General features: G+C 60.3%; 14 protein-coding genes. 9 read left to right on the top strand and 5 right to left on the bottom strand.

All coding sequences use genetic code 11. The features are described from left to right. Positions 1-70 precede the first annotated feature (70 nt). The 5 genes from C8K63_RS13310 to C8K63_RS13285 all read left to right on the top strand — a co-directional run bounded on the left by C8K63_RS13310 (position 71) and on the right by C8K63_RS13285 (position 5,518). Complete coding sequence (locus tag C8K63_RS13310) at positions 71-1,180, top strand: polyamine ABC transporter substrate-binding protein (protein WP_108217128.1); 1,110 nt, start codon at positions 71-73, stop codon at positions 1,178-1,180. A gap of 243 nt (positions 1,181-1,423) precedes the next feature. Continuing rightward, the gene (locus C8K63_RS13300; protein WP_108217126.1) at positions 1,424-2,521 is read left to right on the top strand and encodes a polyamine ABC transporter substrate-binding protein; all 1,098 of its coding nucleotides are present in this window, start codon (positions 1,424-1,426) and stop codon (positions 2,519-2,521) included. A gap of 50 nt (positions 2,522-2,571) precedes the next feature. Next, on the top strand, positions 2,572-3,714 hold the full coding sequence (locus C8K63_RS13295) for an ABC transporter ATP-binding protein (RefSeq protein WP_108217125.1): 1,143 nt from the start codon (positions 2,572-2,574) through the stop codon (positions 3,712-3,714). Between the two features lie 35 nt (positions 3,715-3,749). Then, entirely contained in the window at positions 3,750-4,631 is an 882-nt protein-coding gene (locus C8K63_RS13290) for an ABC transporter permease subunit (RefSeq protein ID WP_256594946.1), read from the top strand. Beyond that, on the top strand, positions 4,628-5,518 hold the full coding sequence (locus C8K63_RS13285; RefSeq protein ID WP_108217123.1) for an ABC transporter permease subunit: 891 nt from the start codon (positions 4,628-4,630) through the stop codon (positions 5,516-5,518). The genes C8K63_RS13290 and C8K63_RS13285 overlap by 4 nt, the downstream gene beginning before the upstream one ends. Positions 5,519-5,570: 52 nt before the next feature. On the opposite strand, the gene C8K63_RS13280 is transcribed toward C8K63_RS13285, so the two are convergent. Further along, a complete protein-coding gene (locus tag C8K63_RS13280) occupies positions 5,571-6,212 on the bottom strand; it encodes an HD domain-containing protein (RefSeq protein ID WP_108217122.1) in 642 nt (213 codons plus the stop codon). Between the two features lie 289 nt (positions 6,213-6,501). Between C8K63_RS13280 and C8K63_RS13275 the strand changes: the two genes are divergently transcribed. Then, positions 6,502-7,467: a GlxA family transcriptional regulator gene (locus C8K63_RS13275; protein ID WP_108217121.1), complete on the top strand. Its 966-nt coding sequence runs from the start codon at positions 6,502-6,504 to the stop codon at positions 7,465-7,467. Positions 7,468-7,612: 145 nt separating this feature from the next. On the opposite strand, the gene C8K63_RS13270 is transcribed toward C8K63_RS13275, so the two are convergent. Next, positions 7,613-10,012 (bottom strand): penicillin acylase family protein, encoded by a 2,400-nt coding sequence (locus tag C8K63_RS13270; protein ID WP_108217120.1) that lies wholly within the window; start codon positions 10,010-10,012, stop codon positions 7,613-7,615. A 103-nt stretch (positions 10,013-10,115) separates the two neighbouring features. After that, complete coding sequence (locus C8K63_RS13265) at positions 10,116-10,697, bottom strand: DUF6436 domain-containing protein (protein ID WP_108217119.1); 582 nt, start codon at positions 10,695-10,697, stop codon at positions 10,116-10,118. A gap of 96 nt (positions 10,698-10,793) precedes the next feature. Between C8K63_RS13265 and C8K63_RS13260 the strand changes: the two genes are divergently transcribed. Beyond that, positions 10,794-11,741, top strand: coding sequence for an alpha/beta hydrolase (locus C8K63_RS13260; protein ID WP_108217118.1), 948 nt, complete (start codon positions 10,794-10,796; stop codon positions 11,739-11,741). 47 nt (positions 11,742-11,788) lie between these two features. Here the strand turns inward: C8K63_RS13260 and C8K63_RS13255 are convergent, their stop codons facing one another. Continuing rightward, entirely contained in the window at positions 11,789-12,541 is a 753-nt protein-coding gene (locus tag C8K63_RS13255) for a DUF2059 domain-containing protein (RefSeq protein ID WP_108217117.1), read from the bottom strand. A gap of 108 nt (positions 12,542-12,649) precedes the next feature. On the opposite strand from C8K63_RS13255, the gene C8K63_RS13250 reads away from it, so the two are divergent. Together C8K63_RS13250 and C8K63_RS13245 are read left to right on the top strand one after the other, a co-directional pair. After that, positions 12,650-13,282: a 2OG-Fe(II) oxygenase gene (locus C8K63_RS13250; RefSeq protein WP_108217116.1), complete on the top strand. Its 633-nt coding sequence runs from the start codon at positions 12,650-12,652 to the stop codon at positions 13,280-13,282. 2 nt (positions 13,283-13,284) lie between these two features. Beyond that, positions 13,285-13,770, top strand: coding sequence for a DUF523 domain-containing protein (locus C8K63_RS13245; RefSeq protein ID WP_108217115.1), 486 nt, complete (start codon positions 13,285-13,287; stop codon positions 13,768-13,770). A gap of 56 nt (positions 13,771-13,826) precedes the next feature. Here the strand turns inward: C8K63_RS13245 and C8K63_RS13240 are convergent, their stop codons facing one another. Continuing rightward, positions 13,827-14,417, bottom strand: a complete 591-nt coding sequence (locus C8K63_RS13240; RefSeq protein ID WP_108217114.1) for a transporter substrate-binding domain-containing protein — start codon at positions 14,415-14,417, stop codon at positions 13,827-13,829. Between the last annotated feature and the right edge of the window lie 71 nt (positions 14,418-14,488).

The raw sequence follows: 14,488 nt of genomic DNA, 5'->3' as shown, positions 1-14,488 counted from the left end.
GCAGTTCCAGTTGTCAGGGTTCTGCCGCTGAACAAAGTGGTTCAAAAAAGAAAAATTTGGAGCATGACGCATGAAGGCATTAGGTAAAAAGCTTGCTGGCAAGACACTTCTCGCCCTGTCCGTCGCGGGCATGATGGCGGGTGCGGTTCAGGCGGACGACAAGGTGTTGCACGTCTACAACTGGTCCGACTACATCGCTGCGGACACCATCGCGAACTTCGAGAAAGAGTCTGGGATCAAGGTCGTTTACGACGTATTCGACAGCAACGAGACCCTGGAAGCCAAACTGCTGGCGGGCAAGTCCGGCTACGACGTGGTCGTGCCATCGAACAACTTCCTGGCCAAGCAGATCAAGGCCGGCGTATATCAAGAGCTGGACCGGTCCAAGCTGCCTAACTGGAAAAACCTGAACCAGGATCTGCTCAAGGCCGTATCGGTCAGTGACCCTGGTAACAAGCACGCCTTCCCGTACATGTGGGGCTCGATCGGCATCGGTTACAACCCGGAGAAGGTCAAGGCCGCGTTGGGCGTCGATACCATCGACTCCTGGGACGTGCTGCTCAAACCGGAAAACATTGCCAAGCTCAAGGGTTGCGGTGTGAGTTTCCTCGATTCGCCGACCGAAATGATCCCGGTCGCGCTGCACTACCTGGGCCTGCCAACCGACAGCCAGAAGAAAGAAGACATCAAGAAAGCCGAGGATCTGTTCCTCAAGATTCGTCCTTCGATCACCTACTTCCACTCGTCCAAGTACATCTCGGACCTGGCCAACGGCAACATCTGTGTAGCGGTTGGCTACTCGGGTGACGTTCAGCAGGCCAAGTCCCGTGCCGCAGAGGCGGGTGACAAGGTCAAAGTCAGCTACGCCATTCCGAAAGAAGGCGCTGGCACCTTCTACGACATGGTCGCGATTCCCAAGGATGCCGAGAACGTTCAGGGCGCCTACAAGTTCATGACGTTCCTGCAGAAGCCTGAAGTCATGGCCGGTATCACCAACGCCGTACGCTTCCCGAACGGTAACGCCGCTGCAACAGCTCTGGTCGACAAAGACATCACCAGCGATCCAGGCATCTACCCGCCAGCCGATGTGCTGGCCAAGTTGTATGCCATCGCCGACCTGCCAGCGGCGACTCAGCGGGAATTGACCCGCAGCTGGACCAAGATCAAATCCGGTAAATAAGTAATTAGCCTGTAGGAGCGAGCCTGCTCGCGATGAACCTGAGAGCGCCGCGGGGTGTCAGGCACCCATCGTTATCGTTGACGACCATCGCGAGCAGGCTCGCTCCCACAGGTGCAACTGTATAAAAATTTTGCTGGAACGGTTTTTCGAGGGTAAGTTGCGCGCCGGTTTTGTTGCCGGGCAACCACGGTTGTCATGTAGCGCGGGGCAACTTGGGCCCAACTAATTTCAGAGGACCTCCACTTGCCTGTTTTTTCTTTCTTGCGCAAAGCCATGCTGGTCGGCGCCGGGCTGACGATTGCTGTCAGTGTCCAGGCCGCCGGCACCGTGCATATTTATAACTGGTCGGACTACATCGGTGAGACCACCCTGGCCGACTTCCAGAAAGAGACCGGTATCAAGCCGGTTTATGACGTCTTCGATTCCAACGAAACCCTGGAAGGCAAGTTGTTGGCCGGGCGTACCGGTTATGACGTGGTCGTGCCGTCGAACCACTTCCTCGGCAAACAGATCAAGGCCGGGGCATTCCAGAAGCTCGACAGGTCGCAGCTGCCGAATTATTCGAACCTCGACCCGGTGCTGCTCAAGCGCCTGGAACAGAACGATCCGGGCAATCTGTACGCCGTGCCGTACCTGTGGGGCACCAATGGCATTGGCTACAACGTCGACAAGGTCAAGGCTGTGCTGGGCGTCGACACCATTGATTCCTGGGGCGTGCTGTTCGAGCCGCAGAACATCAAGAAGCTGCAAAGCTGTGGTGTAGCCTTCCTCGACTCCGCCGATGAAATGATGCCGACAGTGCTCAACTACATGGGCCTGAATGCCAACAGCACCGATCCCAAGGACTACGAAAAGGCCACCGCCAAGTTGCTTGCAGTGCGACCTTACGTGACCTACTTCCACTCTTCGAAATACATCGCGGATCTGGCCAACGGCGATATCTGCGTGGCGATCGGTTTCTCCGGCGACATCTTCCAGGCGAAGAATCGCGCCGAAGAAGCCAAGAAAGGCGTGAACATCGCCTATTCGATCCCGAAAGAGGGCGGCGCGCTCTGGTTCGACATGCTGGCGATTCCGAAGGACTCGGCCAACGTGAAGCAGGCCAATGCCTTCATCAACTATTTGCTCAAGCCTGAGGTGATTGCCCAGGTCAGTGATTACGTCGGCTATGCCAACCCAAACCCTAAGTCGGACAAACTGATGGAACAGTCCATTCGCACCGACGAAGCGGTTTATCCACCGCAAGCGGTGCTCGACAAGACCTACGTGTCCATCGAGCTGCCGCCGAATATTCAACGTTTGATGACCCGCAGCTGGACCAAGGTCAAGTCGGGTAAATAGTTTCAAGGCTCACCTTGAGCGAACTGAAAATTTTGTTGGGAGTTTCGTAAATGGCAGTTGCCTCCGGCGCCTATAAGAAAGCCCTCGAGGGCGACCAGTCACCTAAACAGGTACTGGTCAAAATCGACCGGGTCACGAAGAAGTTCGACGAGACGATTGCCGTGGACGATGTGTCCCTGGAAATCAAGAAAGGCGAAATTTTCGCTCTGCTCGGCGGCTCGGGATCGGGCAAATCCACGTTGCTGCGCATGCTCGCAGGTTTCGAACGGCCCACGGAGGGGCGCATTTTCCTCGATGGCGTAGACATCACTGACATGCCGCCCTACGAGCGGCCGATCAACATGATGTTCCAGTCCTACGCCTTGTTTCCGCACATGACGGTGGCGCAGAACATCGCCTTCGGCCTCAAGCAGGACAAGTTGCCGGCCGCTGAAGTCGATGCGCGGGTGGCCGACATGCTCAAGCTGGTACAGATGAGCCAGTACGCCAAGCGCAAGCCGCATCAGTTGTCCGGCGGCCAGCGTCAGCGTGTGGCCCTGGCCCGTTCCCTGGCCAAGCGTCCGAAATTGCTGCTGCTCGACGAACCGATGGGCGCACTGGACAAAAAGCTGCGTTCGCAGATGCAGCTGGAGCTGGTCGAGATCATCGAGCGCGTCGGCGTGACCTGCGTCATGGTGACCCACGACCAGGAAGAGGCCATGACCATGGCCGAGCGCATCGCGATCATGCACCTGGGCTGGATCGCCCAGATCGGCAGCCCGATCGACATCTACGAAACCCCGACCAGCCGCCTGGTCTGCGAATTCATCGGTAACGTGAACATCTTCGAAGGCGAAGTGATCGACGATGCCGAGGGCCACGCGATCATTACCTGCAAGGACATGGACCACCAGATCTACGTGGGCCACGGCATCAGCACCTCGGTGCAGGACAAGTCGGTCACCTACGCGATCCGTCCGGAAAAACTGCTGGTCACCGCCGAAAAGCCGACCTGCGAGTACAACTGGTCGAGCGGCAAGGTGCATGACATCGCCTACCTCGGTGGCCACTCGGTGTTCTACGTCGAACTGCCAAGCGGTAAGCTGGTGCAGTCGTTCGTGGCCAACGCCGAACGTCGCGGGCAGCGTCCGACCTGGGGTGATCAGGTCTACGTGTACTGGGAAGACGACAGCGGCGTGGTGCTTCGCTCATGAACATGCGCAAATTCAAACGCCGTCTCAATCGAATAATTCCCGGTGGCCGTCAGGTGGTCATCGGCATCCCATTCATCTGGCTGTTCCTGTTCTTCATGCTGCCGTTCTTCATCGTCCTGAAGATCAGTTTCGCCGAAGCAGACGTGGCCATTCCGCCGTACACCGAAATCTACAGCTACGCCGAGCAGAAGCTGCAGTTGCTGCTTAACCTGGGCAACTACTCGATGCTGGCCGGTGACGAGCTGTACATCGCCGCTTACCTCGGCTCGTTGAAGATGGCATTGTTCAGCACCATCCTCTGCCTGTTGATCGGCTACCCGATGGCCTATGGCATCTCCGTCGCCCGCAAGGAAATGCAAACGGTGCTGGTGCTGCTGATCATGATGCCGACCTGGACCGCGATCCTGATCCGCGTTTATGCGTGGATGGGCATCCTCAGCAACAACGGCCTGCTCAACGGTTTCCTGATGAGCATGGGCTGGATCAACGAACCGCTACAGATCCTCAACACCAACCTGGCGGTCTACATCGGCGTGGTTTACTCCTACCTGCCGTTCATGATCCTGCCGCTGTACGCCAACCTGGTGAAGCACGACCAGAGCCTGCTGGAAGCCGCATCCGACCTGGGTTCGAGCACCTTCAACAGTTTCTGGAAAATCACCGTGCCGCTGTCCAAGAACGGCATCATCGCAGGCTGCATGCTGGTGTTCATCCCGGTGGTGGGCGAATTCGTGATCCCGGAACTGCTGGGCGGTCCGGAAACACTGATGATCGGTAAAGTGCTCTGGCAGGAGTTCTTCAACAACCGTGACTGGCCGGTGGCGTCTGCCCTGGCGGTGGTGATGCTGGCGATCCTGATTGTTCCGATCATTCTGTTCAACCGTAGTCAGGCCAAAGAAATGGAGGGCAAGGAATGAAGCGCTTCCGTTTCTCAAGTTTCATGCTGATAGCGGGTTTGCTATTCATCTACGCGCCGATGCTGATCCTGGTGATCTACTCGTTCAACGCCTCCAAACTGGTAACGGTGTGGGGTGGCTGGTCGATCAAGTGGTACGTCGGCCTGCTCGACAACAGCCAGTTGATGGGCTCGGTGGTGCGCTCGCTGGAAATCGCCTGCTACACGGCGGTGGCGGCGGTGGCACTGGGTACATTGGCGGCGTTCGTCCTGACGCGCATTACGCGCTTCAAGGGCCGCACCCTGTTCGGTGGCCTGGTCACCGCGCCACTGGTCATGCCTGAGGTGATCACCGGTCTGTCGCTGTTGCTGCTGTTCGTGGCCATGGCGCAGATGATCGGCTGGCCGCAGGAGCGCGGCATCGTCACCATCTGGATCGCCCACACCACGTTCTGCGCGGCTTATGTGGCGGTGGTGGTCTCGGCGCGTTTGCGCGAGCTGGACCTGTCCATCGAAGAGGCGGCCATGGACCTGGGCGCGAAGCCGTGGAAGGTGTTCTTCCTGATCACCATCCCGATGATCGCCCCATCGCTGGCAGCGGGCGGCATGATGTCGTTCGCGCTGTCACTGGATGACCTGGTGCTGGCGAGCTTCGTGTCGGGTCCGGGTTCCACGACCCTGCCGATGGAAGTGTTCTCGGCGGTGCGTCTGGGGGTGAAGCCAGAGATCAACGCCGTGGCCAGCTTGATCCTGCTGGCAGTGTCGATCGTGACCTTCATGGTCTGGTTCTTCAGCCGTCGTGCCGAAGAAAGCCGCAAGCGTGCGATCCAGCAAGCGATCGAAGAAGCGGCAGCCGATTCGTGGAAGCAGCCGGACGTGCGTCGCGCACAGGCACCGGAAGCGGCTTGAGCCTGAAGTCGGGTTGGCCCTTGTGGCCAACCCGATCCCTCCTACGCGGTTTTTATGCAGTCCAGGGTGATTGGCGGATGACCTCGACGAAGTTCATCGGCTTGAACCCCGGCTCCTGATCCGCCAGCACATCGGTCTTCACATTACCGAACGTGGTCTGTGGACGATGGCGCAAACCATCGGCAAACGCGCAGATGATGCACTCCTTGAATCCCTCGCCCCGTGGATGCGCATGCACCACCGCTTCGCGCTGCACGCTGGAAAACGCCGCGTAGTCCATGCCCAGCACGTCCATCTCGACGCCCGCCGTGACCAGCGCCACAGTAGGCCGCAAGTGCTGAGGCACGCCCGGTGTGGTGTGCAGGGCAATCGAGAGCCAGACCTGTTCGATGTCGTCATCGTTCAATCCGTAAGGCTTGAGAAATGCGGCTGCCGCATTGGCTCCATCGACTTCGAAGCGTTCATTGTCACTGCGATGACCCTGCACCAGGCCCAGGTCATGGAACATCGCGCCGACGTACAGCAACTCCGGGTTGTAGGCCAATCGCTTGCGCTCACCGCTCAGTGCGCCGAACAGGAACACCCGGCGTGAGTGGTGGTAGAGCAGGTCGGACTCGATGTCGCGGATGTATTCGGTGGTGGCCTTGGCCAGCGCGCTGTCCGGGATCCTGATGCCGGCGATGGTGGTGCTCATGGAGTTTTCCTCTTCGTGATGAGGGTTTCAGTCTGTTCCGGCCCCCGAAACCGGACAATCGATCCATGGCTGCGATCCCGGCCAATGAGCGTGCATATCGCGCCAACCTCGCTTGTTGCTTGTGGATTGGCTAGGGTGCACGCAGTCTCTGTAGGAGCGAGCCTGCTCGCGATGGACGTCAACGATGGCGGGGGCTGCCTGGATGAGCGCGGCGCTCTTGTGTACATCGCGAGCAAGCTCGCTCCTACAGGGGATGGTGCAATCAGATCCCTGGAGGGCGATTCACGTCATGAGTAAAACCGTAGCTATCGTGGTGTTCGCCGGCGTCCAGTCACTGGATGTCACCGGGCCCATGGATGTGTTTTCCGAGGCCAATCGTTTCCTTGCCCCGCAGGATCACTATCGTCTTGAGGTGATCGGCGTCGAGCGCGGAATGATGGCGTGCTCCAACGGTTTGGCACTCAATGCCCATCGGCATTTCAGCGAAGCGCTGGAGGCTTATGACCTGCTGCTGGTGGCTGGGGGGCCGCAGTTGCCGTTCATGAGTTTCGGCGCGGCATTCGACACCTGGCTACGCGATGCCTGCGCGCGGGCCAAGCGCTTTGGCTCGATCTGCAATGGCGCGTTTATACTCGCTCGGGCGGGGTTGCTGGAGGGGCGCACGGTCACCACGCACTGGCAGGACACATCGGATCTGGCGGCGCTGTGCCCCTCGTCCCGGGTGGAAGCGGATCGACTGTATGTTGAGGACGGGGAGCTGTTCACCTCGGCCGGGGTCACTGCGGGCATCGATCTGTCCCTGTACCTGCTGGGCCGGGATCACGGGCCGGAAGTGGCGTTGAATGTCGCCAAGCGGTTGGTGGTGTTCACCCAGCGTTCGGGCGGGCAATCGCAATTCAGCCCGTTCCTTGTGCCCCACGCCGAACCGGATTCGGCGGTGGCGATGGTCCAGCATTACGTGCTGGCCAACCTGACGGGAGATTTGACCATCGCCGACCTGGCCAATGCCGCCAATATGAGTGCACGCAACTTCTCCCGGGTGTTCGCCAGGGAAGCGAAAATCACCCCGGCCGAGTTTGTCGAGCGTGCACGGGTCGATGCGGCGCGGGTGATGCTCGAAAGCACCCGCGCGCCGCTCAAGACCGTGGCCTATCAATGCGGTTTCCGCGATGCCCAGCATATGCGCAGTGTGTTCAATCGCAGGCTGGGGGTAACGCCGCAGCAGTTCAGACTGAATTTTGCGGCGATGGTTTGAGCAGAGATTGTTGTTGTCTGTCAGGGCCCCATCGCGAGCAGGCTCGCTCCCACAGGTTTTTCTGGTGTTCACAAAATTTGTGTTCGACAGAGATCCCTGTGGGAGCGAGCCTGCTCGCGATGGGGCCAGCCCTGTCAGTAAAGTTCTACTGCGCAACTCGCGCCGGCAACAGCTTCAAGGTGCTGCGGGTATTGGCCGTGACTTCTTCGTCATTGAGATGTGCCTGGAAGTACATCCCCTCGATGTAGGCCTCGGCCTGATCCTCATAGTGACTGTCGAACAGTACGCCGCTCTGGCCGACCGGGTTGACGGTCAGGCTGTGGGCCGGGTCGGCGAAGTCGATCAGGCGCCGGGTCGAAGGGCCGTAGGTGACAGGCCACGGAGCCGGGCCGATCTTCGCCGAGAGGTTGTTCGGCACTTCATGGGTGCCGGGTGCGGCGAAGGGGCCGACGTTGAAGACCAGGTCCAGCGGCTTTTGCTGCCCCAGTGGATGGCTATGGGTCAGCGTGTGCGCGTTGCCCCACTGCCATTGCGCGGAGTCTGCACCGAGGGCGGTCTTGAGGTGCGCGAGGCTGGCTTGCCAGGCCGCCTTGACCGTGTCGGCACGGGTTTCCTTGCCGAGTGTGCCGCGGTTGTCCCACCACGGTGAATCGGCGCTGGCGGCCAGGCGGGGTAACGCGGCGTCGATCACCCGGGTCGAGAGCAGCGTTTCGAAGAAGTCGTTGCCCAGCTCATCGTGCATCGTCGCGTCAGCCAGGTTGAACAGGAACTGGTTGAACAGCGTGGCGCTGATCGAGTCGAGCGGGTAATCGCCTTTCCACTGGACGAGTTGCTCCACCAGTTTGAGTTCGGCGGGATCGCTCACCACTTCACGCAACACCGGCAACAGCGGTGCCAACAGGCGCGGGCCATAGGCGGTGGTGGTGCCCAGTTGCAGCTGCTGGCTGTTTTCCAGGTTCCATTTGAGCGCTTTGTCGCTGAGCTGACGATTGAGTTGCTGACCTCGATCGGCAAGGTTGTAGTAGCCGGGAATCTCCATGCCGGTCGGTGACACCGGCTGGAAGTTGGCCGAGACGATGTAGCCCCGCGCCGGGTTTTCTTCCTGGGGGTTGGCGCTGAACGGGTAGAAGCCATCCTTGTCCGCCTCGGCGGTGCTGCCGTCGAGGATGAACCACGGGCGAACCCCCACCGGGCGCTTGGGCAATTGCGCCGCCGCCCACCAGCCGATGTCACCCTTGGCATTGGCCCAGACAACGTTCAGGCCCGGGGCCTGGATTTTCGCCGCGGCACCGCGGGCCTTGGCCAGGGTGTCGGCACGATTGAGCTGATAGAAACCCTCGAGTATCGGGTTCTGGCTTTCGAGAAACGCCCACCACATCGCAATCGGTGTCTTGCCGACGCCGCTGCCCAGAGCATCGTTGACGATCGGGCCGTGGGGCGATTGACGCAACACCAGGGTGACTGGCGCCTGGCCCTTGACCGCGATCTGCTGCTCGCTGGTCGTCATGTCCACCCACTTGCCGCGATACCAGACCTGATTGGGGTTGTCCGGGTTGACCTTCTCGGCGATCAGGTCGAGGTCATCGTTCTGGAACATGGTGATGCTCCAGCCGAAGTCGTGGTTCATGCCCAGGGAGGCGAACGGCATCAGGGCCTGATAGTGGCCGTAGAGTTCAAAGCCCGGCGCCGAGAGCTGCGCTTCGTACCACACCGACGGCGCGGAAAAACGGATATGCGGATCACCCGCCAGCAGCGGCTTGCCGCTTTGGGTCCGGCTGCCCGCGACGACCCAGGCGTTGCTGCCCTCGAACTGTGGCAGGCCGTTGTCGGCCAGGGCTTGTTCGCTCAGGCGGGCGAGGGCGTTGAGGTCTTTCCAGTCGGCGCTGGCCAATGAGGGGGCGGTCCCGTTGAGCATGCCTTTTGGCTGCCAGTCGAGATCGAAGATGTTCAGGTATTCAGGCCCCAGTTGATCGCGCACGAATGTCAGCAAGGGTTCGGTACGAAATGCCGCGGCAAAACTGTAGGCCATGTACCCGGCAATGCTGATGGTGTCCTGGGCCGTGAATGGGCGTTTTGGAATGCCCAGCACGTCGAACTCCACGGGTTTTGCGTGGCTGTCCTGATACTGGTTGATGCCGTCCAGATAGGCTTGCATGGCGATGAAGGAGGGCGACTGCTTGTCGAGGTTCGCGAAGTAGGTTTCGGCGCGTTCGCGAATGCGCAGGCTGCGCATCAGTTTGTCGGTGTCGAGCAGTTTCGGCCCGAGCACTTCAGCCAGTTCGCCACGGGCCAGGCGACGCAAGACCTCCATCTGGAACAGGCGGTCCTGGGCATGGACGTAGCCGAGGGCACGGTACAGGTCGGTTTCGTTGTCGGCACGGATATGCGGGACGCCGCGCTCGTCGTAGCGCACGGTGACAGAGCCTTGCAGATGTTGCAGTTCCACCATGCCCTGGCGTGACGGCTGCTTGCTGTATAGGTACCAGCCGGCCCCGGCGGCCAGCATGACGATCAGCAGAGCGAGAGCGGTCAGGCTGCGTTTCATGGTGACTCCTTGTTGTTATTGTGATTCCTGGTGCCACTGTGTAGCACGACGCGCCAGTCTGACGCATCGCCCGTAGGAGGGATTCGTATTACCAGGTCTTTGCCTACTTCGCGGGATCGACAGGCCACGGGCAGTAACACCCCACAGCCAATGTGTGCGTGGCACTCACCGCACGGCCTTCATCGAGCGCCTGCAGAATCGGCTCGATAAAGCTGTTGCTGGAATTACAGGTCAGGCCTTCGCTGTAGGGGCCGAAGTACGCCAGTTTGCCGCTGCGATCCCAGATCGCCACGGCCGGGCTGGCGGGGACTTGTTCGGAGCCGGGCAGGATGTCGATGGATTTGAGGCTGCTCAAGGTACCCGGCAATTGGCCGTGGCTACCGGGTTTTTGCACGACATAGAATTCCACGCCATGGGGTACATAGCGCTCGACCAGTTCGGTCAGGTGTTGCTGATTGCCGACATTGCACGGGCAGGCCGGGTCCCAGAAATGCACCAGGCGGATGGCGCCAGGGCCGGCGAGGGATTCGGGAAGGCGCAGCGGATCCCCCGAAAACATCGCGGTGTGCTCGCTGAACGTGCGCAGGTAACGCCCCTGGAACCAGTCGTAGGCCGCCCACAACACGCCGGCACACACCACGGCGAGCAGGCAGGCAAACAGGGTGGCGCGAAAGGGCGGGCGCATCGGTTCAATCCTCGAAGGTCGGCTAGCTTGCCATGCTTGCCGCGACAGATGAATATCGCAGGCCTATAAAGTCCGTTTCACGTTCTGGAATCGTCCATGCCGGCTACTTTCGACCCTGATCTTCTACGCGCCAGCTTGCTGCCTCTGGCAGCCGGGCAGCCGTTGTCAGCACAGGCGCAAGCTTACCAACGATTCTACGGGCTGGATTTTGCGCAGCGTCAGGTGCGCAGTGGCCTTGGGCGGTTCGAGGTCGATGGTTATGAGCTGGTCAGCCAGTTCTGGTGGCCCGAGCGGGCGAAGGCGACGCTGTTTGTCATCCACGGCTTCTACGATCACACCGGGCTCTACCGGCATGTGATCGAGTGGGCGCTGGACCAGGGCTTTGCGGTGATTGCCTGCGACTTGCCGGGGCACGGCTTGTCCAGTGGCGAACGGGCGAGCATCAAGGATTTCGCCGAGTATCAGGACGCGTTGCAAGGGTTGTTCGGCGAGGCGCAATCCCTCGACTTGCCGCAACCGTGGCACCTGTGCGGGCAGAGTACCGGCGGGGCGATCGTGATCGATCATGTGTTGAATGCGGGGGTGAGCAGCCCGGCACAGGGTCAGGTGATTCTGCTGTCGCCGCTGGTGCGGCCGCGGGCGTGGGGTTGGTCGCAACTGAGTTACTACCTGCTCAAGCCTTTCGTCAAAGCCATCGCCCGGCGTTTCAGCGAGAACTCCAACGACCCGGCGTTTTTGCCGTTCCTGCAAGCAGATCCGTTGCAGCCGCTTCGCCTGCCGACAGCCTGGGTGGGCGCACTGGCACGCTGGATCAAGCGTATCGAAGCCGCACCCACGAGCACGCGACGGCCGCTGATCGTGCAGGGCCAAGCCGACATGACAGTGGATTGGGAGCACAACCTGGACGTTTTGCGGGGCAAGTTTGATCGGCCGCAGGTGCTGATGCTGCCCGAGGCACGGCATCATCTGGCGAATGAAACGTTGGTGATGCGGCAGGAGTATTTCGGGTTTTTGACCCGGCGGATAAAAGGCCGGAACTCCTAGCGACAGTGAGGGCCTGCTCGCTAAAGCGATCTATCTGGCACCGAAATTCATTGGGTCAGGTTCGAATTGCTCTGCCCCACCGCCAACCCCGCCCGAATCGCAGCCAATGCGGCCTGATAATAAGCCTGGCCTTCCGCCGATTCGGCAAAGGTCGCGAACTCTTCCAGCTCGTCGTCCGACAGGTCGCGATAGACATACAACAGCGTGTTGTTGATATCGCTGCCGATCTGGTCCATAAGGCGCTGACGTTGTCCGTTCAGCATGCCCTGTGCCTGACCGGCACCGAGCAGCCCGGGAATCATCGAGCTCAAGCTATCGGCGGCGACGCCAGCAATCGCCAGGCTGACTTCCGCGCCGGCCTCGCGGGCGGGCAGGGCTTGTGCCAAATGGCCGATGATCAGCAGACGGCTGTCGCTGGCCTGCATTTTCGGTAGACCCTTGGCGTTTTTTGCCAGTTGGTCGCGACGGGTCGCCAGCAGCTCGGCGGCGACGATTTTCTTGCCCAGGGGCGATTGGAAAAACGTCAGCGCGGGTTTGGGGTTGGCGAGCTTATTGCGCAATTGCGCTTCGGCACGCTGGTCCACGGCCTGGGCGGAAAAACGCTGATTGCTGTTATTGACCAGTGCCTGAAACACCGCTGGAGGCAGGCTGCCCTGATAGCGTTGCTGAGCAGCCGAGAGGGCGTCGTTGAAATGCGCGCGTTGTTCCGGCCAGCCGGCGACCTTGTACAACTGGTCGTGACCGTCTGCCCAGGCGGGCAATACGCAGAACATCAGCAGTGATAAAAGCAAACGGCGCATAGGGACTCCACTCAGCAGGCGACTATTCTCCGTGCGGCATCCGTACTTGTCGAGAATTCGTATCAGCCCGCTGCGCGGCTCTGTCGGATTTGCGGGTACAGGAATACTATGCGCGGCATGCAAATATCCTCTGATCACCCACTGCTGTTACGAATCGTCGACGATCTGGCCGAGCACGGTTGGTCGCAGCAGAATATTTTCCTGCCTCTGGATCTGACCCAGGCGCTGGCGGCCGAGTGTCGCAAGCGTGCTGTCGAGGGTGAGCTGGCTCCGGCCGCCGTGGGTCGTGGGCCGTCATCGGAGATCCGCGAAGGGATTCGTGGCGACCATATCCAGTGGATTGACCCCGGCCAGGCCGAGGCTTGCGACAGCTACCTGAGATTGATGGGCAGCCTGCGCGAGGCGATCAATCGCGGTCTGTTTCTCGGCCTGGAGGATTTCGAAAGCCATTTTGCGATGTACCCGCCCGGTGCCTTTTACTTGAAGCATGTCGACCGCTTTCGCGATGACGACCGGCGCATGGTTTCGGCGGTGGTTTACCTCAATGACGGCTGGCTTCCCGAGCACGGCGGCCAATTGCGCATGTACCTCGACAATGATCGCGTCCAAGACGTGCAGCCTATCGGCGGCTGCCTGGTGGTGTTTCTCTCCGCAGAGGTGCCCCACGAAGTCCTGCCCGCGACCCGGGATCGCCTGTCGCTGACCGGCTGGTTCCGCCGGCGCGGTAACGAGCCGTTCTGATCATGCAGAAAATTCTCGTCAGCCGCTGCCTGTTGGGCCACCGGGTTCGTTACGACGGCGGGGCCAGCGGGCCGTTCGATCAGCTTGCGCAGTGGCTTGATGAAGGTCGGGTCGTACCCTTGTGCCCAGAGGTCGCCGGCGGCTTGCCGACGCCACGGGCGGCGGCGGAAATTCCGGGCGGGCAGGGCGGGCAAGTTCTCGACGGCCAGGCGCTGGTGATCACTACCGAGGGCGAGGATGTCAGTGCGCAGTTTTTGTCGGGGGCGTATCAGGCTCTGGAACTGGTGCAAAAGCATGGCATCCGCATCGCCATCCTCAAGGCCAACAGCCCGTCCTGCGGCAATCTGCTGACCTATGACGGGACATTCAGTGGTGTGAAGGTCAGTGGCGAGGGCGTGACGGCGGCGTTGCTCAGGCGCCATGGGGTGCAGGTGTTCAGCGAGCTGGAGTTGCTGCAGGCGGCGCAGGCATTGGCAACACTCGATTAACGAGCGACACAAGACACTGTGGGAGCGAGCTTGGTCCCACAGATTCTGCATTTATTTCAGTTCTGCAGCTTCGGTACCACACCCGCATCCGCCCCCAGCCACTTCTGCTCCAGCGCTTGCAGTCGCCCATCATCCTTGATCCGCTGCAACGCGTTTTCCAGGCTGGCGTGGAACGCCGGATTACCCTTCTGAAACGGAATCGCCAGGCTCACGGCCGGGTTGGTTTCAGGTTTCTCTTCCGTCAGCGACTGCACCAGCAGAATGGAGCGCGGCTGTTCTTTTTGCGCGATCAATTGCGCATGGGTTTGAACGTAAGGCTCGCTGAAGTCGAAACGATCCTGGAGGTCTGGGGTCACTGCTATGTGGTTGATGGCGATGTCGTATTTGCCACTTTCGACGCCAGTCAGCAGATCGCTGCCGTCGGTGACGACAAAGTCGGCCCGGACATCGAGTTCACTTGCCAGCAGTTGGCCCAGTTCGACTTCGAACCCCGTGAGTTTGTCGTCATCCCTGAAATTGAATGGGGGTGTGTTGGCTTCAACGGCAATACGCAATTCGCCTCGGTCGTTGACGTCATCTATCAGTTCGGCGTGAGCCAAAGGGCTCAAAAGGGGTAGCAGGCAGATCAGGCCAGGCAGAAAGCGCATGGTCACTCCTTTGAATTTTTATCGCGGACCCTCTGATTCAGGCTCGCTTTGCTATGGTTGTCGAGTGCCTT

It is taken from the genome of Pseudomonas sp. GV085 (genome assembly GCF_003050925.1).
GTDB lineage: Bacteria > Pseudomonadota > Gammaproteobacteria > Pseudomonadales > Pseudomonadaceae > Aquipseudomonas.
The sequence above is the reverse complement of the archived record's forward strand: the minus strand, read 5'-3'. Positions and strand labels throughout refer to the sequence as shown.